Here is a 25,359-nt window from a genome sequence, read left to right as displayed (position 1 = left end):
TTCGGCCGCCTGCCCAAGGATGGACAGAGTGGGAAGATCCCGGACTCTTCTCTCGGTGGTCTTCACCCCATCAGGTGATGCTTGCTCCCGGCGGCTGCGCGAGACCCTCCCGATAGGCATAACGGACGGCCTGGGCCCGGTCGTGGAGGCCTGCCTTCGCGAACAGGTTGTTGATGTGGGTCTTCACGGTGGCCGGGGAGATGCCCAGCCGCCGTGCGATGTCCGCATTGCCGAGGCCCTCCGCGATCAGGGTGAGCACCTCGGCCTCGCGGGCGGTCAGCCCGTCGGGCAGCCGGGGACCGGCAGGCAGCGGCTCCGCGGCGACCTGCTCGAGCAACCGCTGCTGGACCACCGGGGACAGTCCCGCGCGCCCGGCGACGACGTCCTGGATCGCCCGCACGATCTCGTTCCCGTCGGCGTCCTTGGTGAGGTACCCGCGTGCGCCCGCCCGCAGCGCCGGAAAGAGCGAGTCGTCGTCCGCGTAGGTGGTGAGCACGACGACCTGGGTTGCGGGGTGCTCACCTCGGATCCGCCGCGTCGCCTCCACACCGTCGACCCGGGGCATCCGCAGGTCCATCAGGACGACGTCAGGGGCCAGTTCGGCGACGAGTGCGATCGCCTCCGCGCCGTCCTTGGCCGAGCCGACGACCTCTATGCCCGGCAGCAGCCCCAGCAGCATCACGATGCCCTCGCGCACCACCGCCTGGTCGTCGGCGACGATCACCCGGGCAACCTGTCCGGTCATGCCGGCACCCTCAGTCGCACCACGAACCCCTCCCCCTCCGGCCCCGCATCCAGGGTGCCGCCGGCCAACTCCGCCCGCTCGCGCATCCCCAGCAGACCGTACCCGGCTCCGGACACCTTGAGCTCACCAGTCTTTCCGCGTGCCCCGAAATCCCTTACCTCCAGGCAGACTTCGCCCTCGAGGTAGACGAGCACCATGCGCACCTCGGCTCCCGGCGCATGCTTGCGCACATTGGTCAGAGATTCCTGGGCCACTCTCCGTACGGCTTGCGAAGCCTCGGCGGGAAGCAGCCGCCGCGCGCCCGTGACCTCGATCCGCGCGCCGTCGGCGGCGGTCAGCTCGCGCAGATAGTCCTCGACCGGCGCCATCTCTCCGCGCAGGGCCGACAGAGCCTGCCTCGTCTCGGCGAGCCCTTCTCTGGCCATGCCGCGCGCCGCCACCACCCGCTCCAGGATCTGGTCGCGGAAGGGCCCTTCGGGGCCGCGCTCGATCTGCAGCCTCGCCGCTTCCAGGTGCACCATCTGAGCGGACAGGCTGTGGGCGAGCACATCGTGGATCTCACGGGCGATGCGGGCCCGCTCGGCGAGCGCGGCGGAAACCGCCTCGGCCTCGCGGGCGGCCCGCTCCTGGGCGAGGAGCCGGAAGCCGGCGCCCCGCGCCTCCGCGTCCAGGCGCAGCGCATAGCCCCCGAGCAGGACCGAGGCGAGCGTGGCAGCAGCTCCCCAGTCGCTCTCGTCGACCGTCGCGAACCCGGGGACCATGACCACCACGATCGCGAAGGCCGCAGCGAGCGGCAGGCGCTCCATGGACATGACGCACGCGCCGATCCACAGCACCATCGCCGCTACCGGTACCTCCGCGAGGCAGGCCCCCCAGCCGACGGCCGCGAAGACGGCGACCAGCACCATCGAGGGCAGCAGGCGGTGGGCGAGCGTCGTCACGCGGTAGTGGGCACCTGCAGCCGCGCAGACCGCGAAGGCCACCGGGGGCAGCACGGCGCCCCAGCCGTGGAAGACGTCGGAGGAGTACGCACTGACGACGGCCCACAGGGACAGGGCGGCGAGAAGGGCCATGTCGAGCGCCATCCGGGCTCGCGGGATCCCGACGCGCGACAGCGCCTCCTGGCTGGGCCACTGGGTCCACTTGCCACCACGCACGCCCGTCCCCCTCCGTCACGGCCGATGCTACGGAGGAGGCCGGCGCCGCGGATCGGACCGGGGGTGGAGTCGTCGCCTCCACCCCCGGGTGGGCACCGCCTGAACGGCCGGGCCGGTCAGGCGTCGATGCGCGAGCGGTCCAGGGTGGCCGCGGAGCTGGTGATGAACTCCTTGCGGGGCGCCACCTCGTTGCCCATGAGCAGGTCGAAGACCTGCTCCGAGGACTCCAGGTCACCGATGTTGATCCGGCGCAGGGTGCGGTGGCGCGGGTCCATCGTGGTCTCCGCCAGCTGGTCCGCGTCCATCTCGCCGAGGCCCTTGTAACGCTGGATGGAGTCCTTGAAGCGGATTCCCTTGCGCTGGTACTCCAGAAGCGTCTGCCGCAGCTCGTTGTCCGAGTAGGTGTAGACGTACTTCTCCTGGCCCTTCTTCGGCTGGATCAGCTCGATCCGGTGCAGCGGCGGCACGGCCGCGAACACCCGGCCGGCCTCCACCATCGGGCGCATGTAGCGCTGGAAGAGCGTGAGCAGCAGGCAGCGGATGTGCGCGCCGTCGACGTCGGCATCGACGAGCAGCACGATCTTGCCGTAGCGGGCGGCGTCGATGTCGAACGTCCGGCCCGAGCCCGCCCCTATGACCTGGATGATCGCTCCGCACTCGGCATTCTTGAGCATGTCGGAGACGGACGACTTCTGGACGTTGAGGATCTTGCCGCGGATCGGGAGAAGCGCCTGGAACTCGCTGTTGCGCGCGAGCTTGGCGGTACCGAGCGCCGAGTCGCCCTCGACGATGAAGAGCTCGCTGCGCTCCACGTCGTCACTGCGGCAGTCGGCGAGCTTGGCGGGCAGCGACGAGGACTCCAGGGCCGTCTTCCTGCGCTGCGCATCCTTGTGCTGCCGGGCCGCGATGCGCGTACGGGCGGCCGCCACGGCCTTCTCGAGCACCGCTCGGGCCTGGGCCTTGGCGTCCCGCTTGGTGGACGTCAGGAAGGCCTTGAGCTCCTTGGCCACCACGCCGGCGACGATCCTGTTGGCCGCCGAGGTGCCCAGAACCTCCTTGGTCTGGCCCTCGAACTGCGGCTCGGCGAGCCGGACGGTCACGACCGCGGTCAGGCCCTCCAGGGCGTCGTCCTTGACGATGTCGTCCTCGGCGACACGCAGCAGTTTGGCCGAGCGCAGCACCTCGTTCATCGTCTTGGTCACGGAACGCTCGAAACCGGTGACGTGGGTGCCGCCCTTGGGCGTGGCGATGATGTTGACGAAGGACTTGACCGTGGTGTCGTATCCGGTGCCCCAGCGCAGGGCGATGTCGACGCCGAGCTCGCGGGTGACCTCGGTCGGGGTCATGTGGCCGCGGTCGTCGAGCACGGGGACGGTCTCCTTGAACGTGCCCTGGCCGGTCAGCCGCACGACGTCGCAGACAGCCTTGTCCTGGGCCAGGTACTCGCAGAACTCGCTGATGCCTCCGTCGAAACGGAAGGTCTCCACGTTCTTGCCGTCGTCCCCCTCGTCGGACAGACCCCGCTCGTCGTGGACGACGATGGTCAGGCCCGGCACGAGGAAGGCGGTCTGGCGGGCGCGCTGGTGGAGCGTGTCGAGGGAGAGCTTGGCGTCCTTGAGGAAGATCTGCCGGTCGGCCCAGTAGCGCACCCTCGTGCCGGTCCGGCCCTTGGGCACGCGCTTGCCCTTGCGGAGCCCGTTCGCCGGGTCGAAGGGGGCGTCCGGTCCCGACTCGGTGAAGATGCCGGGGACACCGCGCCGGAAACTGATCATGTGGGTCGCGCCACCGCGGTCCACTTCCACGTCCAGGCGGGCGGACAGCGCGTTCACAACGGAGGCGCCGACGCCGTGCAGACCGCCGGAGGCCGCGTAGGAGCCACCGCCGAACTTGCCGCCGGCGTGCAGCTTGGTCATCACGACCTCGATGCCCGAGAGCCCCGTCTTGGGCTCCACGTCCACGGGGATGCCGCGGCCGTTGTCCCTGACCTCGACGGAGCCGTCCTCGTGGAGGATCACCTCGATGTGGTCGCAGTGGCCTCCGAGGGCCTCGTCGACCGAGTTGTCGATGATTTCCCAGAGGCAGTGCATCAGGCCGCGGCTGTCGGTGGACCCGATGTACATGCCAGGGCGTTTGCGGACCGCCTCGAGCCCCTCCAGAACGAGCAGGTGCCGCGCGGTGTAGTTGGAGCCGTCACGGTCTGCAGTCAGCAGCGCTGTGGATGGCACGGACGTTTCGGCGGTCACGCGGTTCGCTCCTCGCTGAATTTCAGATGTGGCCAAGTGGAGTAAAGGCCGGGCGTCGGTCGCCGGTCAGAGCGTACCGAGGCCTGGTAGAGCCGATGTAACGCCACCCACCTGATTTCTCATGCTAGTCCAGTGTCGTATGTGTGTTCGATACCTCGATGGGGTGACGTGCACATCACGTTCCCTTCGAGGCATGAACCATTTAGGCTCCGGGCACGTCCTCATCAACAACCGGCAACCCCGCCGGGAGGGCCAAACGAGACAAGCAACGCGAAATCCGTAGAGCGAAGCAATACGGCTCATTCGCCGCCAACCGGCAGCAGACAGCCACCTCGGCAAGAAGTTTCGAGGGAAAGCCACGAGCGGGAACGTTTTCGGCCTGGTTGGATGTTGACCCTGGTACGACAGCTCGTCGAGCTAGAGAAGAGGCGACGTGACTACTGTTCTGACCCCCGCGAGCCCGCTGACGGCCGCTGACCGCTGCGACCGCTGCGGCGCCCAGGCTTATCTGCGCGTCGTACTGATCAGCGGTGGCGAACTGCTCTTCTGCGCCCACCACGGACGCAAGTTCGAGCCGGAACTCAAGAAGATCGCCGCGGAAATACAGGATGAGACGGACCGCCTGACGGCCGTGCCGGCCGACGCCGGTGAAGAGGATCACTGACACCTCACATCCCGACGAGCCAAGGGCCGGTTCCGGATCGGCCGACGGGCGGCCTCCCCTGAACACAAGGGGAAGCCGCCCGCTCTCGTTCCGTCACCGCCGCGGCGGTGTTTCACCTGCCCCAGCCGGTCAGTCCGCCTCCGCCAGCGGCGGATCCAGGGCGGAGACCCTCGTGTAGACGCCCGGCCCGTCAGACAGCCCACAGCCACTCCCCCAGGACACCAGGCCGATCAGTCGGCCCTTGGCGATCAGCGGGCCTCCGCTGTCGCCCTGGCAGGCGTCGTGACCGCCCTGGGGATCGCCGGCGCACAGCATGGTGGACTTCAGAAATCTGCTGCCCTGCCCGCCGGGATACGCCTTCGCGCATGTCTCGTCCGGCAGCACCGACACCGGCGCCGCCCGCAGCGACGACGAGTAACTGCCGTCACCCTTCGTATCGCCCCAGCCGTAGACCGTGGCAGCGGTCCCCACCTCGGTCGCGGCGTCCTTCGCTTCCGCCACCGGCAGCACATGGATCTTGGGCAGCGCCTTGGACAGGGTCAGCAGCGCCATGTCGGGACTGTTGGTGACGGGGTCGTAGTCGGGTGCGATCCAGGTGGCCCGCACAGGGACCTCCTGGCCTCCCTCGCCGGCCAGTTCCGAGCGGCCGACGATGACCCGGAGGTCGCTGACTGCGGCGGCTTCCTTGCCCAGCACAGCGGTGCTCAGGCAGTGGGCAGCCGTCATCACCTTGGTCGGCGCGACGACCACACCGCCGCAGAACTGACCTCCGCGCTTTGGGCCGAACCGGTCAACGCTGGACAGGGCGACGACCCAAGGGCTGTCCTCGGCACGCACCTCGTAACCGCCTATGACCACGCTGTCCGCGGCGGCGGGAAGAGACATCGCCAGTGGTGGCCCGACCACTGCTGCGATCAGGGCCAGCACCCTGGCCGGTCCTCGGGTGGTAGGGCGACGCATACGGCCTCCTGACTCAGCGTGAATCCAGTCAACTCAGAGTCAACCAGCCTGCCGCCATACGCACCCGCTCCACATGGCGAGGAGCCCGACCAGCAGGGCGACGAGCCGGCCCCACATGGCGAAGGGACCGACGCATGGCGAAGGGCCCGACTCCCTCGGGGAGCCGGGCCCTTCGACCCCTGTGCACGTGGATGCTGCTCGGACACTGCCGGGTGGTGGGCGACCTAGTCGAGGTAGTCGCGCAACACCTGCGAACGCGACGGGTGACGCAGCTTCGACATGGTCTTGGACTCGATCTGACGAATGCGCTCGCGCGTCACGCCGTAGACCTTGCCGATCTCGTCCAGCGTCTTCGGCTGACCGTCCGTGAGACCGAAGCGCATCGACACGACGCCCGCCTCACGCTCGGACAGGGTGTCGAGCACCGAGTGGAGCTGCTCCTGCAGCAGCGTGAAGCTCACCGCGTCGGCCGGGACGACCGCCTCGGAGTCCTCGATGAGGTCACCGAACTCGCTGTCGCCGTCCTCGCCGAGCGGAGTGTGCAGCGAGATCGGCTCACGGCCGTACTTCTGGACCTCGATGACCTTCTCGGGGGTCATGTCGAGCTCCTTGGCCAGCTCCTCCGGGGTGGGCTCACGGCCCAGGTCCTGGAGCATCTGGCGCTGGACGCGTGCGAGCTTGTTGATGACCTCGACCATGTGCACCGGGATACGGATGGTGCGGGCCTGGTCCGCCATCGCACGGGTGATCGCCTGACGGATCCACCAGGTGGCGTACGTGGAAAACTTGTAGCCCTTGGTGTAGTCGAACTTCTCGACCGCGCGGATCAGACCGAGGTTGCCCTCCTGGATCAGGTCCAGGAAGAGCATGCCGCGACCGGTGTAGCGCTTGGCCAGCGAGACGACCAGCCGGAGGTTGGCCTCCAGCAGGTGGTTCTTGGCGCGGCGGCCGTCCTCGGCGATGATCTCCAGCTCGCGCTTGAGCTTCGGCGCCAGCTTGTCGGAGTTCGCCAGCTTGTCCTCGGCGAAGAGGCCGGCCTCGATGCGCTTGGCGAGCTCGACCTCCTGCTCGGCGTTGAGCAGCGGAACCTTGCCGATCTGCTTCAGGTAGTCCTTGACCGGGTCGGCGGTGGCACCCGCGACGGCGACCTGCTGCGCGGGAGCGTCGTCCTCGTCGTCGTCGGAGAGGACGAAGCCCTTGCTCTCGCCTTCGGTCTCCTCTTCGTCGCCCTTGCCGCCCGGCTGGACCTCGTCGAGGAGCTCTTCGCCCTCGACGGCCTCGTCGGAGTCCTTCTTGGCGGTGGTCTTCTTGGCCGCCGTCTTCTTGGCGGTGGTCTTCTTGGCCGCCGTCTTCTTGGCGGTGGTCTTCTTCGCGGCCGCCTTCTTGGGGGCGGTCTCGGAGGACTCGTCGGCGGGGACCTCGACGGTCTCGGCCGTCGGGGCCGCGGTGGCGGCGACGGTCTTGGCCGTGGCGGTCTTGGCCGCGACGGTCTTGGTGGCGGTGCGCTTTGCCGGGCTCTTCGCTGCGACGCTCTTGCGGGCGCGCTTCGGCGACTCCGCTGCACTGACCATCAGCGTCACACCCTCTTCCTCGAGGATCTGGTTGAGGCTGCGCAGAACATTCTTCCACTGGGTTGGCGGAATCTGGTCAGCCTCGAAGGCCCGACGCACGTCATCGCCGGCGATCTGCCCATCAGCCTTTCCCCGCTCGATGAGCGCCATCACAGACTCGGACTCGGCGATCTCCGGCGGGAGCGTACGGGATGTGCTGGCCGACACGAACAACCTCTCGGAACGATGGAAACGGCTTCCGGCCCCACCCATGATCGGGCCGGAGCCGACGACCACCGGGTTGCGGATGTACCGGTGGCGCGGGCGGAACCCAGGAGCTCTCACAGCGCCGTGTGCGGCGGCTGTATTCCCTCCTCGGCTGTCACCTCTTAGGTCATCGCGTTGCTTCGAGGAGCGTTACGCCCAATCCACGTGGCCCGAGTCACACCCCAAATGCCACGAAACAGTCAGACAGGCGGTTTCTCCCACAACATGCCGCCGGATCCCCCGTCGGAATCCGGCGACATACGACCGACCCGCCGGCGCGCTCCCCGACCGCCGACGCGGTCAGTGCTCACGCGGCGCGGGAACCACTCGCTCCACTTCCGGGTGAACGGTGAGCAGCTGCCGCATGGCGGATTCCGCGGCGTGAGCGTCCCCGGAAGCGAGGGCGTCGGCAATGCGGGCGTGGTGCGCCAGGGAGGCTTCGGTGGGGCGGTCACAGCCCGTGACCGGTCCACCGGAGACGTGGAGGGCGGCCGAGACGATCCCCGACAGATGCTCCAGCATGCGATTGCCGGCGAGCTGGATGAGCAGGGAGTGGAACTCGGCGTCGGCTCGCGAAAAGGTGAGCCCGTCACCCTGGGCGAGGGCGTGGCCCATGATCTCGACCATGTCGCCGAGACGCTGCTGGACGTCCTCGCGGCCGTGCCCGGCGGCGAGACGGGCGGCGAGCGGCTCGATCGTCCAGCGCAGCTCGCTCAGCTCGCGGCGCTGGTCCTCCCGCTGCGGGCCGAAGGCGCGCCATTCGATGATGTCGGGGTCGAGCAGATTCCAGTCGCTGACGGGCCGGACACGGGTTCCGACGTTGGGCCGGGCACTGACCAGGCCCTTGGCCTCGAGAACGCGAAGCGACTCGCGGACGACGGTGCGGGAGACCTCGAAGCGCTGACCGATCTCCTCGGGGACGAGCGGGCGATCGGCGCCCAGGTCGCCCGAGACGATCATCTGGCCGAGTTGCTGGACGAGTTGGCCGTGCAGGCCGCGGCCCCGACTGCCTGTCGCGCGGCGGCCGACCCGGCCCAACTCGCCGTCGGAGCCGTCCCAGGAGGGAGGGCCGACGCGGTCGGCGACGGGCGGCTCCGCGAAGCCGTATCGATCGAGTTCGCCCGGGCCGGCGAGACCGGACTCGGTGGGGCGGGCGGAGGTCATCATGGTGTGCGCAAGGGTACTCACGCATCCTTTGTCGGCCTGGCTTCCGAGCCCCTTGAGGTCTTTGGTGAAAAGCACACGAAAGGGTGATCGGCACCCACCCCGCAATTGACGCCTTATCGGAAGGAATCAGGCATTCACCAAGAGGTGCCGGGCAGTTCGGGTTCAGTCGATCCGTCGCGATCACCGAGAGCACCTGCCACGGACACTTGTGGACACAAACGTGCAGATCAAAGCCACCCAAGGCAACGCCCTTGACATGCCGAGAGGTTGAGCAGGCAGGCACCGGGCGCTCGCGCGAGGACGATCCGCCTGCCGCGGCAGCTCGATCCGGACTGCCCTCAGGAGCCCGTCGAGGGCCCCTGCCGTCGAACGGGCTGCCGGTACGACAAGCACCTTCTGTACGAGCGACATCACCCTCACCGGCCCTGTGAACGCAACGGGCACGGGAAGGCCTGCGGCCGACAGACCCACCCTTGCGCAGCAGACGAGGAGGGCGGCCCAACCGATACGCGCGGCAGGCAAGTTCTCCGCAACGGGGCCCAAGTCCCGGCCGAACACGAGACACAGGGCGTGGACATCAACGGCCACGGCCACGACGTCGAGCCGGTTCATCGCCACGGATGCGGGCCACCCCGGCCGCGGCACTCCGCGTCCACTGCGGTCGGCGGGCGGCGCGCGGCGGGCGCCGGTGGTCTGCCGTGCGCGTCGCCGAGGAGGAGGCCGAGCTGGCTCGCCCACGGCGGGCAAGTGCTCTCGGCGGCGGGTGCGGGTGAGTCCGGTGGCCTGGAGCATCGCTTCTCTCGCCTCTCTCGCGGAAGGTGAGACCGCCCAGCGACGACAGGGGTACCCCAGTACGATAACGCGACATTTCAGACTTTTTATGCATAGGCCGTAGCCCCGGGTGTCAGAGTCGGCCCGCTCGACGCGCCTACGGCAGTTCCGCTCCACGTTCCGACCCGTCGTACGGCGGGACGGCAGCCCCGCTCCCGCTGTGCGATCAGACCTCGGGGCGCAGCATCGGCGGGTTCAGCACCGTGGCGCCGCCGGCCCTGAAGAGCTGGGCCGGGCGCCCGCCCTGACGAGTCGTCGTCCCGCCCGTCGGCACCAGGAAGCCCGGGGTGCCTGTCACCTTGCGGTGGAAGTTGCGGGGGTCGAGAGCGACACCCCAGACCGCCTCGTACACGCGCCGCAGTTCTCCGACCGTGAACTCCGGCGGGCAGAACGCGGTGGCCAGCGACGAGTACTCGATCTTGGAACGGGCGCGCTCCACTCCGTCGGCCAGGATCAGCGCATGGTCGAAGGCGAGCGGCGCCTGCTGCTCGCCTTCGCGCGGGAACGCGCCGCCCTGGGCGAGGAGCTCCTCGACGGGAGCCCAACGGGCGCTGTTGGCATCGCCGCCCGCGCGGGGCGCCGGGAGGTCGGGCGCGAGCACGAGGTGCGCCACGCTCACCACTCGCATCCGGGGGTCGCGCTCGGGGTCGCCGTACGTGGCGAGCTGCTCCAGGTGAGCGCCGTTCCCGGGCGCCGGTGAAGCGGGGTCGTGCGCGCACAGCCCCGTCTCCTCGGCGAGCTCGCGCGCGGCTGCCGCCGCCAGGTCCTCGTCGCCCCTGACGAAGCCCCCGGGCAGCGCCCACCGCCCCTGGAACGGTGGCTCACCGCGGCGCACGACGAGCGCACAGAGCGCGTGCCGACGCACGGTGAGCACGACCAGGTCGACAGTGACGGCGAAGGGCGGGAAGGCCGACGGGTCGTAGGGCGACATGCCGCGATCATAGTCGTCTTCCTGACGATAAACACACCCGTCGCCACCTGCGACAACGGATTCCTCACTCGGGTGCGACGGCCCGCCGCCGTCGGTTCACACCCCCAACTGCAGCCCCTCGGCCGCCTGCTCCACCACACCGAGACCCAGTCGGCCGATCCGCACCGCGAAGGGTGCGCCCGCCACGGAGAGCCCCGAGAGACGGAGCGCGCCCAGCGGAGCACACCGCAGTGGACGCAGGGCGACCGTCCCTGCCGGCGCATCGGGCCGGACACCAGCGAGCGCGACGAGCAACTGGATACCCGAAGCCGCCGCCAGGGCAGCCGGCCTGCAGGCCGCCGGATGCGGCACCGGGACGCTGCCGGCCGTGCGCTGATGGCCCGCGAACATCTCCGGCAGCCGGTGTCCGAAGGCCGCCGAGGCGTCGAGGAGCCCACGGAGCAAGGCGGACGCTTCCTTCTCGTGTCCCGCGGCGGCGAGGCCCGCCACAGCGACGACCGTCTCGTGCACCCGCACGACTCCCGAGCGGTGGCCGAACGGATTGTGTCCCGGCTCGTTGCTGCCCAGGCTGCGCAGTCCCCAGCCGCAGTCCAGCGCGGGCCCGCCCAGCAGTCTGGCCAGCTGCTCCGTGTGTGCCTTGTCCAGCAGTCCGGGTGCCATGCGCCCTCCGGCGGTCAGTCCCGTGTCGAGGAGATGACCCGCGGCGCTCCCCAATGGGAGCACCGGTCGGCCGTCGGGCCGGCTGCCGGCTGCCGGACGTCCACCGGTCAGGTCGTCGATCCATAGGTCGTCCCGGAAGCGCCGCCTCATGCCGCCCGCCCGAGCACGCCACTCGTCGGCCCCCGGTCGGCCTGCGGCCTCGAGAAGGTCGGCCCCGAGCAGTGCGGCCCTGTGGGCATGGGCCTGGGTCTCGGTCCGCAGAAATCCGGAGCCGGGCTCGGGCAGCAGTCCGTCTCCACCGGCTGTCCGCCGCAGCCAGTGGAGACAGCGCTCCGCCGTGGGCAGCAGCTCGGCCAAGTCGCACTCCGGGAGACCCCAGCGCCATGCCTCTGCCAGGATCACTGGGAAGGCGAGGGTCGCCTCCGTGCCCGCGCAGCTCGGCGGAAGATGGGGGCCTGCGTCGCGCAACGGACCGGGCAGGCGGCCGAACTCCGCTCCACTGCCGGTGTGTTGCGTGCGGGCGAGGATGCGCAGGGTGGATGCCACGAGCCGGGTGGAGACCGGGAGCGCCATGCGCACGGCCCACAGCGCCTCGGCCGGTGCCTGCCCGCAACGCCAAGGCACTCCAGCGGCCGGGATCGCGTCCACTGGGTAGGCGGGATCCCGGCAGAGCAGGCCCCGGAGGTCGCCGAGACTGGTCTCGAGCAGAGCCGTCGACCGGTCGTCGTCGCCTTCCGCCCGGGCCTCCGGCAGTAAGCCACGGACCCCCCGGCCGGCCGGGCCGACGGGGCGGTCGGAGCGGTCGCCGCGCTCGGAGCGCACCCGGAGCTCGAGGGTGACCGAAGCACCCGGTGGCAGGTCCAGCTCCCACCGGAGCAGCCCCGCGGAGGCAAGGGTGTCGTGCGGCGGCGGCTGCGCGGTGATGATCGCCTGGGCACTGCCTCTGCCGTGACCGGCCGACCATCGCATGCCGTTCTCGTGGACGTGCGCGGGCAGTTCGGGTCCCGGGCGGCCGGCCGCGACGGCCGCGAGATCTGCGAGGTCGGTGCCGAGGGCGATCTCCACCGGGAGCCTGAGGTGCCTGGCGGCGGAGCTGCGCAGCGTGATCCGTTCCGTTCCCTCGGCATCGCGCGAACGCTCCACGGCGACCTCGGGATCGGGGCCGGCTCCGGACGGAGCGCGCACCACGGACGCGAATGCCGCGAGTCCGGTCGACACGGATCTGCCCTGGACCGCGATCGGTTCCCGTCCCGCGATCCGAAGCCGGCAGCAGGCCAGCAGCCGTCGTCCCGACCGGTAGACGCCTTCCAGTCCGCTGCCCGTGAGCTGGCCGTCCTCCGGGGAGATCGCCAGGCAGGGCATGGCGACGCAGACGATCGCGTGGTGCATGGGCGGAAGACCGGGGGACGAGGCGGACGCGGGCTGCGTTGGCCCCCTCCGGGTCTGCGACCGCCGGTCGTCCGGTGCGGTGTGTCGGCGAGATGCGCTGATGGCCATGAGTGGTCTGCTGTGCCTTCCGTGCACTCCGGACAGCCGTGGTGGGAACGACGGCACGGGTCGTACGACTCCGCCACGATCTTGAACGCCGACGCAGCTGCCCTGGTCACGGCCTTCATCGTCCGCTCCTCGTGCCGCGCTGCCCGCTGCGCCGTCGGGCGCGTGTCCGAGCCCGTGCGGCTGCTGTGCCGTTACGGGGCCGGGCGGGGGCACCGCTGCCGCGTGTCCGGGTCGGGGCCGTGCCCGACTCCGCGGCGGAGGGGCTGAGGGGACCGCTGCGCCGACGCCGGCGCGTACGGATCCCGGCACCGTCGGTGCGGGGCGGCGGCTCCTGAGGCCGGACGTCCCGCTGCTTGCGGAGGCAGCGGCGCACGGTCTCCGGGTCCAGGCCCTCGTTGCACGCCTGGTGCAGGAGACGTGCGAAGACGTATTCGGGGTCGGCCCGCAGCGCGAGCCCCAGTGCCACGCGCGCCCCCGGCTCGTCTCCCATGGACCAGGAGACCCATCCGGCGAGCGTGAGGGTCGCGGCGGCGTGCTCCGCGTACGGGCCGACGCATCGGCGTGACAGGGCGCGCCAGAGCCTCAGGGCCGGGGCCGCTTCCGGCCCTTCCATCCACTGGGCCGCGCGGTCCCTGATCTCCCGGTCCTGCAGGCCGAGGATCACCGCCGCGGCTTCCTCGTGCGTGATGAGCTTGTCGTCCGTCGCGTCGGGCCCGACACCGTCGTCGCGGTGAGGAGTTCGTGCGAGACGGTCGAGCAGGCGGCCGGCCAGCGTCACGGTCTCTTCGGCGACTTCCAGGCGTCCCTGTGCGTCGAGAATTCTGGGGGTCAGGGCCGTACCTGCCTCGTCGAGGGCCCTGATCTGATCCTCCGCTGCCGAGGCCGGCTTCGGCGCGAACCGCCCCTCCATACCCCGGAGGCTTCCGCGGACCCGGATACCGGCATAGGCGGCCGCAGCGGCCATAACGGACGTGCCCGACAGGGCGAGCGGCGTTCCGTCGGGCGGGCAGCAGCGCGTGTCGGGACAGCAGTAGCTCCAGAAGCGACCGTCGGAGATGCACAGCGCCTCGTAGACGGGGACATCGAGTCCGCCGCAGGCCGTACGCAGCCGCTGCGCGAGCGGGCGCAGGCGTTCCATCACCCGCAGGCTCGTCTCGCCCTCTGCGGGGTCCTGGCAGAGAAAGACCACGATGCCGTCGGGACGTGGTCCGCGGCGCTCGCTGCCCTGAATCAGGCACTCGGCGAGCTGCGAGGCGACGGGTGACCACTCGCGGGGCGAGCGGGGGATACCGAGCCGCAGCCGTCCGCCGAAGCGTCCGTTGCTGCCGTGCAGGGCGACGAGCACGATCGAATCAGTCGGATGGAAACCCAGCATGTACGGCAGCGCGTCGGCGAGTTCGGCGGGTCCGCGAAGCGTGATCTGCTGGTCGATGCCGGGGCCGGTGAGGTCGTGGTGCTTGTTCATGCGACGACGGTCCCGCGAAGGCCAGGACTCCGCGACCCCCTGTGGATAAGTTGTCCACAGGCTCGTGAGCCCGTTCGCGCTTTGTCGGTGCCATCGGGTTGCATGGGGGCATGACCAACGCAGACCGCGCGGAGCTCAGGGCTTCCGCCGATTCCGTACTGGCTCGGCTCGTCTCCGACACGTCGGGCCGGGCCCGGCTCCGCGAGGACCAGTGGCGGGCCATCGAGGCGCTGGTCGCGGACAAGCGCCGGGCGCTGGTCGTGCAGCGGACGGGATGGGGCAAGTCCGCGGTGTACTTCGTCGCCACATCCCTGCTGCGGGCGCGCGGCAGCGGCCCCACAGTGATCGTCTCTCCCCTTCTCGCGCTGATGCGCAACCAGGTGGAGGCTGCTGCCCGCGCGGGCATTCGCGCGCGCACCATCAATTCCTCCAACACGGAGGAGTGGGAGACGATCCAGGCCGAGGTCGCGTCGGGCGAGGTCGACGTGCTGCTGGTGAGCCCGGAGCGGCTCAACAACCCCGACTTCCGCGACGAGGTGCTGCCCCGCCTCGCGGCGGCGACCGGGCTGCTGGTGGTGGACGAGGCCCACTGCATCTCCGACTGGGGCCATGACTTCCGCCCGGACTACCGCAGGTTGCGCACGATGCTCGCCGACCTGCCGGAAGGCGTCCCCGTCCTCGCGACCACCGCCACCGCCAATGCGCGGGTCACCGCCGACGTGGCCGACCAGCTGGGCACCGGGGCGGGTACGGACGCTCTCGTGCTGCGCGGGCCGCTGGAGCGGGAGAGCCTCAGCCTAGGAGTGCTGCAGCTTCCGGATGCCGCCACCCGTCTCGCCTGGCTCGCCGACCATCTGGGAGAGCTCCCCGGCTCCGGCATCATCTACACGCTGACGGTCGCGGCGGCCGAGGAGGTCACCGCGTATCTGCGCCAGTGCGGTCACACCGTGATCTCGTACACCGGCCGCACGGAGAACGCGGACCGGCAGCAGGCCGAGGAGGACCTGCTCGCCAACCGCGTCAAGGCGCTGGTGGCGACGTCCGCGCTGGGCATGGGTTTCGACAAGCCGGATCTCGGGTTCGTCGTGCACCTCGGCTCGCCCTCCTCCCCCATCGCCTACTACCAGCAAGTGGGCCGCGCGGGGCGTGGTGTGGAGCATGCGGAGGTGCTGCTGCTGCCCGGGAAGGAGGACGAGGCAATCTGGCAGTACTTCGCCTCGGTCGCGTTCCCTCCTGAGGAGCTCGTGCGGCGGACCCTGGACGTGCTGGCGCAGGCGGACAGGCCGCTGTCCCTGCCGGCCCTGGAGCCTCTGGTGGAGCTGCGGCGCACACGGCTCGAGACCATGCTCAAGGTGCTCGACGTGGATGGCGCGGTCCGGCGGGTGAAGGGCGGCTGGACAACCACGGGTCAGCCGTGGTCGTACGACTCGGACCGGTATGCCTGGGTTGCCCGCCAGCGTGCGTCCGAGCAGCAGGCCATGCGCGAGTACGCGCGCTCCACCGAGTGCCGGATGGAGTTCCTGCGGCGCCAGTTGGACGACGAGGAGGCGACCCGATGCGGTCGTTGCGACAACTGCGCCGGGGCACGGTTCAGCGACAAGGTGTCGGCCGAGGCCCTGGACGCCGCTCGCGGGGAGCTGGGCAGGCCGGGCGTCGACGTCGAGCCCCGCAAGATGTGGCCGACCGGACTGCCCGCTGTCGGCGTCAGCCTCAAGGGCCGTATCCCGGAAGGTGAGCTGGCCTTCACGGGGCGGGCGCTGGGGCGGCTTTCGGACATCGGCTGGGGCAACCGGCTCCGCCCGTTGCTCGCTCCGCAGACACCGGACGGCCCCGTGCCCGACGACATGGCGGGCGCGGTGGTGACCGTGCTCGCCGACTGGGCCAAGGGACCTGGCGGGTGGGCGTCCGGGGCCGTGGACGCACCGCCGCGGCCGACGGGTGTGGTCACCGTCGCCTCCCGCAGCCGGCCCCGTTTGATCGACTCCCTGGGCAGCCGTATCGCGGAGGTCGGCCGGATGCCTCTGCTCGGTTCCGTCGAGTACGTGCCCGAGGCGCTGGACGCCCGGATCTCCCGTACGAACAGCGCCCAGCGGGTGCGGGCACTGCACGAAACTCTCGTCGTACCGCCTCAGCTGGTGGCGGCCCTGGCCGCGGCAGGCGGCCCTGTACTGCTGGTCGACGACTACTCGGACAGTGGCTGGACCCTGGCCGTGGCGTCACGGCTGCTGCGCAGGGCGGGTGCGGAGGGCGTGTTTCCGCTGGTCCTTGCCGTCCAGTCCTGACCCGGAGGGGTCGGTCGGGACGAGCCGGGGAAGGGATATGAGCGTCATACCCGCCGATTCCCGCCGGTGACGCCGAATTGCTCGTTGCCGCATCCCCACGCGGCAGGAAGAATTGGACTGCTCCCCGCACGGCCCGTTCTCGGTGTCGAGGGCCATGCCGTGGCGCGCCCTCACCCGACTCTGCCCGCACTGTGGGCGCGTATGCGAAGGGAGGACCGTGACCTTCGGATTCGCTTCGTCCGCAGCCACCTCGATCACCGCATCGGCCAACTCCGCCAACCAGCTTGCCCGGTTGCTCGAGCCGGCCGAGTGGGCCGCTGCCGGAATCCCGCTGCTGCGCAACCCGCGCGAAGTGGTCAGTGGACTGCACGCCCGCCATCGACCCGCACTGGCGACGGCTGTCGTCGCCGTGCTCGACCACGAGGAACGGCTTACGGCCAGCGCGTCGTTCTCCCGACGCTCCGCCGCTGCGGACGGCTGGGAGTTCCGTAACGCACTGCTCGCGCATCTGCGCCGTGTGATCCCGCACGACCTCCGGCGGCGTACGCCGGTGCGCACCGCCGTGCTGCTCTACTGCCGTGACGGCGACGAGCGGTGGACGGAGGAGGACGGGGCGTGGATGTGGGGGCTCAGGGACGCCTGCACGCTGCACGGGCTGCGCTGCGGCGCGTACATCACGCTGACACGCGGCGGTTGGCAGGTGCTGGGCGAGGGCCGCGGCGGCCGTCAGCCCAACTCGACATCGCCGCCAGGCCATTTGGCCGACGTCGGCGCCGACGCGGACCGGATGCCGCTGCGCACGGGCGGGGGCGCCATGGACGCGCTCCGTCGCACGGCAGCCCGCTGAAGGCCATCCGCCGGCTGCCCGCGGACCGGGCAGCCGGGTCGCGACCGGACCCTGCGGTCCGTACACGTCGTGTCGGTCAGACGCCCGCGCCGAGCACGGTGTTGATCTGCTGGGGGTCACCGCACACGATGAGGAGCCCTGAAGCCTTCTCCAGGGCGGCCGGCAGCGCGCGGGCGGCGGTGCCGTCCGGGCCACCGTTCACCGCGACAACCACCACGGGGCGCTCCGCGGCGCGACCCGCCGAGGCGGCGTCCGCGTAGAAGACGTCGTCGCGGGCGTCGTGCTGTGCCCAGTAGGCGTCTTCGCCGAAGGACAGTTCATGCGCGGCCCACGGGTGCTGGTCACCGGTGGTGAGCACCAGGACGTCACCCGGGGCTCGACCGGAGTCGAGCAGCAGGTCGACCGCCTCGTCGGCGGCGTCCAGCGCACCGCCCACGGGAGCGGGGATCAGCTGGATCTGCGGCGCGGAACGATGCTCCGGACGGCTCGGCTGCGGCTTCGCGGCAGCACCGGACGCGCGCTGCGTCGGCGGTGCGGGCGGTGCGGGCCTGGCCTGGCCGGGACCCGGGTTTCCGGGACGCGGCGAGGCCGCGGACCGCGGACCGGGTACGGGACGAGGGGTCGGCGCGGTGCGGCCTGCGGCCGGAGTGACGCGGGGACCCTGGGCGCTCTCGTGAATCTGAGGCTCCTCGGGAATGAGAGGCATGAGTGGATGTCTATCAAATGCCGGTGCGGAAGGCATCGGCGGGTGGGCACAAAAGTGCGACCGGACTGTGGGCAGGGCGAGTTCAGAAGTCGAAGCCGAGCTGGCCCCCGCTTTCCAGTTCGGCCGCCTCCGGCGAGATGCGGACCTTCTTGAGGTGCCGCCACTGGGGCAGCGAGTCGAGATAGGCCCACGAGAGGCGGTGGTACGGGGTGGGCCCCAGCGCCCGCAGGGCTGCCTTGTGCACCGGTGAGGGATAGCCGGCGTTCTCGGCGAAGCCGAAGACGGCGAAGTCCTCCGACAATCGCGCCATCATCGCGTCCCTGCGCACCTTGGCGATCACCGAGGCCGCAGCCACGGCCACGCAGGACTGGTCGCCCTTGATGACCGTACGCACCTGCCAGGGCACTCCCAGATAGTCGTGCTTGCCGTCGAGGATGATGGCGTCCGGACGCACCGGCAGCCCATCCAGCGCCCGTACAGCCGCCAGCCGGAGCGCCGCCGTCATCCCCAGGTCGTCGATCTCCTCGGGGGACGCGTGTCCGAGCGCGTGGGCCGTGACCCAGCCCTCGAGCAGTCCCGCCAACTCTTCACGGCGCTTGGGGGTGATCAGCTTCGAGTCGGTCAGCCCCAAGGGCGGCCTGCGAAGTCCGGTGATCGCCGCGCACACGGTCACCGGCCCAGCCCACGCGCCGCGGCCGACTTCGTCGATGCCGGCGACGATCCTGGCGCCTGTGGTGGCTCTGATCGAGCGCTCGACTGTGTGGGTGGGTGGTTCGTAGGGCATGGCGCCAGCAAGGGTACGCCGCGCAGGGCGCCGGGTGACAACCGGATCCCTGTCACGGTCCGCCCGGAGCCTCATGGGGACGGTAAGGCCGGAGCAGCGGGACCATGACCCGATCGACCATCTCCGCGATGCTCTTCTCGGGCCATTCACCTCCGCACACCTTCGAGGGATACATCTGCAGGCCGGGACCACATCGATGACGAGCTCGGATGCCGCGTCCACCCGCGCGTGTTGACGCTGGACGCCACGGTGCACCACCTAGTCGAGGAGCTGGATGGACGGCTCGACGACCCGAAGTCGACGATCACACCGGGGAACCGTTCGGCGGTGGCGCTGTCGCATTCGTAAAGCACCGATCGGAGCGCCACCCCACGGCGGGAGAACATCGCGTCACGCACCCGTCGGCTGAGCTGGAAGAGGTCCTCCCGGCGCCCCCGTGAGCGGCGGCCTAGCCGAGCCTCGGCAGCCCGGCCTCCAGCGCGTCGGCGACCAGATCCTCCTTGGAAGGCCGGCGCGGTTCGGCATGGGGCTGGTGTTCGTGACGGCGATGCCGACCCCGGTGTCGGGCGTGGCGCAGCTCGAGTCGGGGGCGGCGTCGAGACTTCTCAAGGCCACGCAGATGGTCCGCGGTTCCCTGGGAGTGTTGATCCTGGTGACCGTCTTCGGAACGGCGATCCGCAACGAAGTGGAGTGCCAACTTGCGTCGTTCCTCTCCGAATCGACTCCGCCCAGCAAGAGGCCTCCGCCGAAACCCACGAGCTGACGCCGCCCTGGGAGCACCAGGTTCTCGCCGAAGGCATCGCCACCGCCTCTCGGCCGGGGTGGGCCTGGTCGCGCACGCCGTGCTGACCGCTCTTCGTGTGGTCCGGGTACGCAAGAGCGACCTGGAGGCACTCGGCGGTGCTGCGGGAGCCGGCGGTCACGCCGCCTGACCGCGGGGTAGAGGCCGTGAACGGCGGGCGGCCTGTACCCCACTCCTCTCCACCGTCGCAGCCTGCGCCCGGTCAGGCGCCGAGGCCGGAGCACTCCGCCGCGCCTGCCCGCCGAGGTCGGAACACGTCCCGCCGGGCCCGCCCGTCGAAGTCAGCCCAGTCGAAGTCAGTCGAGCCGGTCGGACCCCGGTAGCCAGTCCGGCAGTTCCTCGGTCTGCTCCAGCCAGTGCGCCGGCGGCTGCCCCGCCTTGCCCGCGGCGACCACTCCACAGGCGATGGCGCACGTCGTGTCGACGTCGCCACCGACCTGCGCGGTCGTCCAGAAGGTCTGCTCGAAGTCCCCGAGCGACCGTGCCGCGGACCACAGCGCGAACGGCACCGTGTCATGGGCACTGGTACGCCGGCCGCTGCCCAGTACCGCCGCGACCGTACCGGCGTCGTTGTAGTCGAGCATGTCGCGCGCCCTGCGCAGCCCTGCCCCCACCGCGCTGCGCGGCACCAGGGCGATCACGCCGTCCAGCAGGTCCTCTGGCCCAGGGGGGCCGGCGGGGCTCGCCGCCAATGCCGCTGCCGCCGCCACGGCCATGGAGCCGACCACGGCCTCGCGGTGCTGATGGGTCGGATACGAGGAGATCTCGGCTTGGTGCGTGGCCTGCTCCGGGTCGTCCGCGTACCAGGCGCCGAGGGGCGCGATCCGCATGGCGGAGCCGTTGCCCCACGAACCCTGGCCCTTGAACAGCTGGGCCGCCAGCTCCCGCCAGTCGCCCCCTTCCCGGATGAGCCGGAGCAGCCGGTTGACGGCGGGACCGTAGCCGCGGTCGAAGTCGTGGTGTTCGGCGAAGGACCGGGCAAGGGCGTCCTGGTCCACGCGGTGGTGCTCGACGAGCACGGCCAGCACCGAGCAGGCCATTTCGGTGTCGTCCGTCCACTGCCACATGGACGGCGGCAGCTCGCGCCGTTTCAGCAGCGGATAGTTGGAGGGCACGAAGAACTGGGAGCCAAGGGCGTCTCCCACGGACAGGCCGCGCAGGCTGTCCAGAGCGCGTGCGAAGCGCCGGGCGCGAGAGGAATCAGCGGTCATCTTCCCGCCACTCTATCCGGTGGCGCCGTACGGCTCCGGGGTCCGCCACTGCTCGAAGGGCCGGTCCAGGGTGTACCGCGCGTCGTCGCCGAGCTGCAGTATGCGGGTCTCGCCGTTGCCCGGGTTGGAGAGCGACTCGAACTCGGCGACCGACCAGTGGAACCAGCGCATGCAGAACAACCGCATGGTCAGCCCGTGCGTCACCAGGAGCACGTTCGGCGGGTGATCCGGCGCGATGAAACTCCGGTGCAGGCTCTCCAGAAACGCCCCGACCCGGTCGTACACATCGGCGCCTGATTCTCCCTGGGCGAAGCGGTAGAAGAAGTGGCCGTACGCGTCGCGATACGCCTTCTGCAGTCGTACGTCCTCCCGGTCCTGCCAGTTCCCCCAGTCCTGCTCCCGGAGCCTCGGCTCCTCCCTGATCCGCACGAGCTCCGGGTCCAGACCGAAGGCTTGGAACGTCTGATGGGTGCGGCGATAGGGCGAGACGTACACGCTCACACGCTCGTGTCCGAACAGCTCGCGCAGCCGCTCACCGGTCTCCGTCGCCTGAGCCAGACCGACCGCGGTCAGCGGGAGCGCATGGTCGGGCTCGCGTTCGTACACCGTGTCGTCGGCGTTGCCCACCGACTCTCCGTGCCGGACGAGGACGATGCGTCGCGGTCGTGGCATACCTCGACCCTAGAGGGAGCCCTGATCAGTCGAGCAGCCGGCCCGAGTCCATCCGGCGTACGCGGCCGTCGAAGCTCCGTCGCAGCAAGCGGTCGTGGGAGACCACCACCAGCGCGCCGGTCCAGCGGGACAGGGCTTCCTCCAGCTCCTCCACCAGGCCGAGCGCCAGATGGTTGGCGGGCTCGTCGAGCAGCAGCAGGTCGGCCGGCCGGGCCAGCAAGCGGGCCAGCGCCAGCCGTCGGCGCTGACCGGCGGAGAGCGATCCCACGGCGATGTGGAGGTCCCTCTCCCGGAAGAGCCCGTACGACAGGAGCAGTTCCGCGCACTCCTCGTTGGTGAGCGCGAGTCCCCGGCCGAAGGCCGCGAGCACCGGCTCCGCCGGGCGGTTCACCGGGATCTCCTGTGCCAGGAAGCCGATCCTGCCTTTACGCGTCACGGATCCGGCGTCCGGTTCCATCAATCCCGCCATGACCCGCAGCAGAGTGGACTTCCCCGCGCCGTTGCCGCCGTGGATCAGCAGCTTCTCCCCGGCTTCGACGGAAAGATCAGCGACCGAGAGCCTGCTCCCCACTCGTACGCCGGACAGAGCGACCAGCTCACCGGCGGCCGCTCCCGACACCGGTCCCGCGGTGAACCGCAGCGGCTCCGGAGGCTTCGCGACGGGCTCCTCTCGGAGCCGGCGCAGCCGCTCCTGCGCATTGCGGACCCGCCCCGACACCGAGGCCTGGACCCTGCCGCCGGCCCGGTCGTACGCCATCTTGTTGTTGTCCTTGATGGCCCGGCCCACAGCGACACCATGGGCAGTGGTCGCCGAGAACTCCTCGAGGCGCGCCGTCTCCTCGCACCACTCCTCGTACGCCTGCTCCCAGCGGCGGCGAGCGGCCGCCTGCTCCGTGCGGAATCCTTCGTACCCACCGCCATAGCGCGTGACCGTGCGGCGATCGGCGTCCACCTCGATAACCGCTGTGGTGACCCGCTCGAGGAAGGTGCGGTCGTGCGAGACGGCGACCACCGTCCCTGGATGGTGGAGCAGCGCGCTCTCCAGCCAGTCGAGCGCGGCCTCGTCCAGGTGGTTCGTCGGCTCGTCGAGCAGCATCACCTCGGGTGCCGCGGCTACCAGACAGGCGATGCCGAGCCGCGCCTGCTCGCCCCCGGACAGACTGCCCAGCGTGCGCCCGCGGTCGATGTGGGCGATACCCAGCCCGTGCAGGGCCTTGTCGACCCGTGCGTCCGCCTCATATCCGCCGCGGAGCTCGAAGATGGTGAGCAGATCTCCGTACTCGTCGAGATCACCGTCCTCCGGCGAGCCGAGGCGCGCCTCGAGCTCGCGCAGTCTCGCCTCCATCGAGCGCAGCTCCTCCAGGGCGTCGTCGATGGCGTCGTCGACGGTGCTGCCGGGCGGCAGCTGCGGGGTCTGGGCCAAGTGCCCCGCCCCGTGTTCAGCGAAGGTGATCACCTCGCCCTCGTCCGGCCGGTCGACGCCGGCCAGCAGGCGCAGCAGCGTGGACTTTCCTGCGCCGTTCTCCCCGACGATGCCGACCCGCTCCCCGGGGCGCACGGTGAGCGACGCACCGTCGAGCAGTAGTCGGTCACCACGGGACAGGGTCACGCCGCGCATGGAGATCTGAGTGGGCAAGTACACCTCCGAGGAGAGCTAACGCAACGGTTGTCGCGTTACGCAGAGTGTGGCACACTCGAAGCCCCTAATGCAACAGGAGTAGCAATTGACCGGCAGATCCTCGGCCCCCGGCACGCTCCGCCCTGGTGGCCGCACCGCCCGCACGCGAGCTGCCGTCCGCGATGCCGTTCTCACAGGCCTGGGGGAGCACGGCTATCCCGGCCTCACCGTCGAATACGTCGCGGAGCATTCCGGCGTACACAAGACGACCCTCTACCGGCGCTGGGGCGGCATCGAGGGGCTCGTCGCCGACGCGCTCGACCTGGCGGGCGAGGACGACTGGACCCCGCCCGACACGGGAACGCTCGAAGGGGACCTGCGGGCCTTGGCCCGCGAGGCGACCCAATCCTTCGCCGATCCTGCACGGGCCGCCGCGCCCACCGCGATCATCGCCGCAGCCTTCCAGGCGCCCCGTGCCGCCGACGCTCTTCACGCCTTCTACTCGGAGCGGTTCTCCCGCTGCGAGGCCATCGTGCGCCGCGCCATCGCCCGCGGAGAGGCGCGACCGGGGACCGACGCCGGCGCGGTGGTGCGGGCCGTCTCGGCCCCGATGTACTTCAGGTTGTTCATCACCCGCGAGCCGATCGACGAAGCGCTCGCCGACCAGGCGGCCGATGCCGCTCTCGCGGCCGTGCGGGCGGGCGCCTTCGCCGCCGCTCCCGGCGGCTGATCACACCGTCCAGGAGGGTTCGAGCTCCACGACGTCTCCGGCCAGCGCCGCGACATCGGCCTCCGTCTGCGCGCGCAGCAGCAGTCGCTCGACGCGCTCGGTGCGGTACTTCCCGTGCTCCGCCGCCGACCGCCACATGGACATCACCAGGAACTCGTTGCCGGGGGCCTCCCCGAACACACCGCGCACCATCCCCGGCGACCCGGCCATGGCCGGGTTCCACACCTTCTCCTGCATCAGGGCGTAGTGCTCGACCCGATCCTCACGGACCCGGCAGTGCGCCACTCTGAGCACGTCGGCGTCCGTGAAGCGCGGTTCGAATCCCGTCTTGACGTCGAAGCGGTAGTCGAACAGCTTGGCCTGAATGTCCTTGTATGTGCCCGACTGCCCAGCCGCGAGCCGGTCGTGGGAGCGCGCCATGAACGAGTCGTAAAAGGCCCGGGTCTCCCAGAAGCCGAAGACGTGGGCAACGTTCGGCCGTATTCTGCTCCACCCTCCGCCCTGCCCCCGGAACCCCGGCTCACCCAGCAGCCCCGCCCATTTCCGCTGCCCGCGCTCGAACCCTCGGCGGTCGACCACCGTGCAGCGAATCCACTTGACCAGCACGGCGCCATCGTACGGCGCGGAACGTGGCCCGGGTCACTCTCCGCGTGAGTACATCCGTCCGTGACCCGGTGCGCCCCTCGAACTCGGGCATACCGTGGCGGGACGGCCCAGCACAGTGATCGCCATGACGGCCCTGCACGCCAAATCCGCTGTTCCGCCGCCTGCAATCCGCCGAGCGCTCTCTCGGCGCCCGGCGCAGGTGGCGGATTCGACGTCTGCACCGGCTGCCTCGCAGGGGTCGCACGCCGCCGCCTCTGTCTGGACCGTATCGAGAACACGCATCTGATCCGCCGGGTCAGCAGCGAGATCGAGCATTCCGCGACGAGGTTGTGCGCCGGCGGCCGCCTCGCCGCATCCCCCACTGAACGGATACGGTCAACGGACGCAGATTTTCCGGCAGTTACGGGGAAGGACGAAGCGCGTGAGCAGCCTCAACAAGGGCGTCCGCAAGGCCGAGGTGGCCCTCAGGTGGGATCCGAGCCCGCTGGGCGAGTCGCCTCATGACCTCGACATAGTGGCCGCGACATATCCGACGGAGGCTCCGCACGGCGAACCGGCATACGTCGTGCACTTCGACAGCCGCTCGCCCGACGGCACGATCATCCTGACGAGGGAGAGCAAGACGGGGCAGGGTTTCGGCGCGGACGAAGTCATGACGCTGGAGTTCGACCGGCTGGCAGCCGGGTACGGCAGGGTCGTCGTCGGGGTCGTGATCCAGCAGCGCAACGGTCGCACGGTGTTCGGCGACGTCTCGAACGTCCTGGTGCGGGTCCTGGAGGGACACGTGGAGATCGGCAAGACCGACTTCGCCGATGTCTCCGGCTCCACTGCGGCCACGATCGGGGAGTTCGTCCGCGGCGAGTCGGAAGACTGGGTGTTCAGCGAGTCGCTCGTCGGCCATGACGCGGACCCCCAGTCGTTCGTCACGGTGATGGGCGGCCGGGGGCGCTGAGCACGCGGCCCC

21 protein-coding genes are annotated in these 25,359 nt (G+C 70.4%); 6 read left to right on the top strand and 15 right to left on the bottom strand.

Annotated features, from left to right (window positions below; genetic code table 11):
- Positions 1-70: 70 nt before the first annotated feature.
- From ACIQ7Q_RS27105 to ACIQ7Q_RS27095, 3 genes are all read right to left on the bottom strand, one after another.
- On the bottom strand, positions 71-745 hold the full coding sequence (locus tag ACIQ7Q_RS27105; protein WP_403867370.1) for a response regulator: 675 nt from the start codon (positions 743-745) through the stop codon (positions 71-73).
- Positions 742-1,902: a sensor histidine kinase gene (locus tag ACIQ7Q_RS27100; RefSeq protein WP_403867367.1), complete on the bottom strand. Its 1,161-nt coding sequence runs from the start codon at positions 1,900-1,902 to the stop codon at positions 742-744. Before ACIQ7Q_RS27100 ends, ACIQ7Q_RS27105 begins: the two co-directional genes overlap by 4 nt.
- Positions 1,903-2,018: 116 nt before the next feature.
- On the bottom strand, positions 2,019-4,145 hold the full coding sequence (locus ACIQ7Q_RS27095) for a type IIA DNA topoisomerase subunit B (protein WP_403867364.1): 2,127 nt from the start codon (positions 4,143-4,145) through the stop codon (positions 2,019-2,021).
- A gap of 433 nt (positions 4,146-4,578) precedes the next feature.
- On the opposite strand from ACIQ7Q_RS27095, the gene ACIQ7Q_RS27090 reads away from it, so the two are divergent.
- Complete coding sequence (locus ACIQ7Q_RS27090) at positions 4,579-4,809, top strand: hypothetical protein (RefSeq protein WP_356631407.1); 231 nt, start codon at positions 4,579-4,581, stop codon at positions 4,807-4,809.
- 129 nt (positions 4,810-4,938) lie between these two features.
- Here ACIQ7Q_RS27090 and ACIQ7Q_RS27085 read toward each other — a convergent pair whose 3' ends face one another.
- The 6 genes from ACIQ7Q_RS27085 to ACIQ7Q_RS27060 form a co-directional block, all read right to left on the bottom strand.
- On the bottom strand, positions 4,939-5,769 hold the full coding sequence (locus tag ACIQ7Q_RS27085) for a S1 family peptidase (RefSeq protein ID WP_403867361.1): 831 nt from the start codon (positions 5,767-5,769) through the stop codon (positions 4,939-4,941).
- Positions 5,770-5,993: 224 nt separating this feature from the next.
- The gene (locus tag ACIQ7Q_RS27080; RefSeq protein ID WP_403867358.1) at positions 5,994-7,547 is read right to left on the bottom strand and encodes an RNA polymerase sigma factor; all 1,554 of its coding nucleotides are present in this window, start codon (positions 7,545-7,547) and stop codon (positions 5,994-5,996) included.
- A gap of 339 nt (positions 7,548-7,886) precedes the next feature.
- Complete coding sequence (locus ACIQ7Q_RS27075; RefSeq protein ID WP_403867355.1) at positions 7,887-8,774, bottom strand: FadR/GntR family transcriptional regulator; 888 nt, start codon at positions 8,772-8,774, stop codon at positions 7,887-7,889.
- Positions 8,775-9,750: 976 nt separating this feature from the next.
- Complete coding sequence (locus ACIQ7Q_RS27070) at positions 9,751-10,515, bottom strand: NUDIX hydrolase (RefSeq protein WP_403867352.1); 765 nt, start codon at positions 10,513-10,515, stop codon at positions 9,751-9,753.
- A 96-nt stretch (positions 10,516-10,611) separates the two neighbouring features.
- Positions 10,612-12,564, bottom strand: coding sequence for a glycogen debranching N-terminal domain-containing protein (locus ACIQ7Q_RS27065; RefSeq protein ID WP_403867349.1), 1,953 nt, complete (start codon positions 12,562-12,564; stop codon positions 10,612-10,614).
- 223 nt (positions 12,565-12,787) lie between these two features.
- Positions 12,788-14,137, bottom strand: coding sequence for a DUF4192 domain-containing protein (locus tag ACIQ7Q_RS27060; RefSeq protein ID WP_403867346.1), 1,350 nt, complete (start codon positions 14,135-14,137; stop codon positions 12,788-12,790).
- 110 nt (positions 14,138-14,247) lie between these two features.
- Between ACIQ7Q_RS27060 and ACIQ7Q_RS27055 the strand changes: the two genes are divergently transcribed.
- Together ACIQ7Q_RS27055 and ACIQ7Q_RS27050 are read left to right on the top strand one after the other, a co-directional pair.
- Complete coding sequence (locus ACIQ7Q_RS27055) at positions 14,248-16,419, top strand: RecQ family ATP-dependent DNA helicase (RefSeq protein WP_403867343.1); 2,172 nt, start codon at positions 14,248-14,250, stop codon at positions 16,417-16,419.
- A 217-nt stretch (positions 16,420-16,636) separates the two neighbouring features.
- Positions 16,637-17,266 carry a hypothetical protein gene (locus ACIQ7Q_RS27050; RefSeq protein ID WP_403867340.1) on the top strand — a complete coding sequence of 210 codons (630 nt, stop codon included), beginning with the start codon at positions 16,637-16,639 and terminating at the stop codon, positions 17,264-17,266.
- Between the two features lie 76 nt (positions 17,267-17,342).
- Here ACIQ7Q_RS27050 and ACIQ7Q_RS27045 read toward each other — a convergent pair whose 3' ends face one another.
- Positions 17,343-17,972, bottom strand: a complete 630-nt coding sequence (locus ACIQ7Q_RS27045) for a hypothetical protein (protein WP_403867337.1) — start codon at positions 17,970-17,972, stop codon at positions 17,343-17,345.
- A gap of 82 nt (positions 17,973-18,054) precedes the next feature.
- Positions 18,055-18,756 (bottom strand): ribonuclease HII, encoded by a 702-nt coding sequence (locus tag ACIQ7Q_RS27040; protein WP_403867334.1) that lies wholly within the window; start codon positions 18,754-18,756, stop codon positions 18,055-18,057.
- Positions 18,757-19,192: 436 nt separating this feature from the next.
- Here ACIQ7Q_RS27040 and ACIQ7Q_RS27035 point away from each other — a divergent pair, with 436 nt between their 5' ends.
- Complete coding sequence (locus tag ACIQ7Q_RS27035; RefSeq protein ID WP_403867331.1) at positions 19,193-19,519, top strand: hypothetical protein; 327 nt, start codon at positions 19,193-19,195, stop codon at positions 19,517-19,519.
- Positions 19,520-19,854: 335 nt separating this feature from the next.
- Here the strand turns inward: ACIQ7Q_RS27035 and ACIQ7Q_RS27030 are convergent, their stop codons facing one another.
- Genes ACIQ7Q_RS27030 through ACIQ7Q_RS27020 form a run of 3 tightly spaced genes read right to left on the bottom strand, consistent with a single transcriptional unit; the run spans position 19,855 to position 23,077 of the window.
- Positions 19,855-20,769 carry an ADP-ribosylglycohydrolase family protein gene (locus tag ACIQ7Q_RS27030; RefSeq protein WP_403867328.1) on the bottom strand — a complete coding sequence of 305 codons (915 nt, stop codon included), beginning with the start codon at positions 20,767-20,769 and terminating at the stop codon, positions 19,855-19,857.
- A 12-nt stretch (positions 20,770-20,781) separates the two neighbouring features.
- Entirely contained in the window at positions 20,782-21,441 is a 660-nt protein-coding gene (locus ACIQ7Q_RS27025; RefSeq protein WP_403867325.1) for a histidine phosphatase family protein, read from the bottom strand.
- Positions 21,442-21,466: 25 nt separating this feature from the next.
- On the bottom strand, positions 21,467-23,077 hold the full coding sequence (locus tag ACIQ7Q_RS27020; RefSeq protein WP_403867323.1) for an ABC-F family ATP-binding cassette domain-containing protein: 1,611 nt from the start codon (positions 23,075-23,077) through the stop codon (positions 21,467-21,469).
- Between the two features lie 88 nt (positions 23,078-23,165).
- Between ACIQ7Q_RS27020 and ACIQ7Q_RS27015 the strand changes: the two genes are divergently transcribed.
- Positions 23,166-23,789 carry a TetR/AcrR family transcriptional regulator gene (locus ACIQ7Q_RS27015; RefSeq protein ID WP_403867320.1) on the top strand — a complete coding sequence of 208 codons (624 nt, stop codon included), beginning with the start codon at positions 23,166-23,168 and terminating at the stop codon, positions 23,787-23,789.
- Here the strand turns inward: ACIQ7Q_RS27015 and ACIQ7Q_RS27010 are convergent, their stop codons facing one another.
- A complete protein-coding gene (locus ACIQ7Q_RS27010; protein ID WP_403867317.1) occupies positions 23,790-24,395 on the bottom strand; it encodes a YdbC family protein in 606 nt (201 codons plus the stop codon).
- A gap of 421 nt (positions 24,396-24,816) precedes the next feature.
- On the opposite strand from ACIQ7Q_RS27010, the gene ACIQ7Q_RS27005 reads away from it, so the two are divergent.
- Positions 24,817-25,347, top strand: a complete 531-nt coding sequence (locus ACIQ7Q_RS27005; protein WP_403867314.1) for a TerD family protein — start codon at positions 24,817-24,819, stop codon at positions 25,345-25,347.
- Positions 25,348-25,359: the final 12 nt, after the last annotated feature.

It is taken from the genome of Streptomyces sp. NPDC096176, assembly GCF_044763255.1.
Classification (GTDB): domain Bacteria; phylum Actinomycetota; class Actinomycetes; order Streptomycetales; family Streptomycetaceae; genus Streptomyces.
This window is presented reverse-complemented; position numbering and strand designations above follow the sequence as displayed.

Bases quoted from the DNA above. Each gene is read 5' to 3' on its own strand.
- ACIQ7Q_RS27105 (WP_403867370.1), bottom strand. From the start codon at position 745: ATGACCGGACAGGTTGCCCGGGTGATCGTCGCCGACGACCAGGCGGTG.
- ACIQ7Q_RS27085 (WP_403867361.1), bottom strand. From the start codon at position 5,769: ATGCGTCGCCCTACCACCCGAGGACCGGCCAGGGTGCTGGCCCTGATC.
- ACIQ7Q_RS27070 (WP_403867352.1), bottom strand. From the start codon at position 10,515: ATGTCGCCCTACGACCCGTCGGCCTTCCCGCCCTTCGCCGTCACTGTC.
- ACIQ7Q_RS27065 (WP_403867349.1), bottom strand. From the start codon at position 12,564: ATGCACCACGCGATCGTCTGCGTCGCCATGCCCTGCCTGGCGATCTCC.
- ACIQ7Q_RS27060 (WP_403867346.1), bottom strand. From the start codon at position 14,137: ATGAACAAGCACCACGACCTCACCGGCCCCGGCATCGACCAGCAGATC.
- ACIQ7Q_RS27055 (WP_403867343.1), top strand. From the start codon at position 14,248: ATGACCAACGCAGACCGCGCGGAGCTCAGGGCTTCCGCCGATTCCGTA.
- ACIQ7Q_RS27045 (WP_403867337.1), bottom strand. From the start codon at position 17,972: ATGCCTCTCATTCCCGAGGAGCCTCAGATTCACGAGAGCGCCCAGGGT.
- ACIQ7Q_RS27040 (WP_403867334.1), bottom strand. From the start codon at position 18,756: ATGCCCTACGAACCACCCACCCACACAGTCGAGCGCTCGATCAGAGCC.
- ACIQ7Q_RS27030 (WP_403867328.1), bottom strand. From the start codon at position 20,769: ATGACCGCTGATTCCTCTCGCGCCCGGCGCTTCGCACGCGCTCTGGAC.
- ACIQ7Q_RS27025 (WP_403867325.1), bottom strand. From the start codon at position 21,441: ATGCCACGACCGCGACGCATCGTCCTCGTCCGGCACGGAGAGTCGGTG.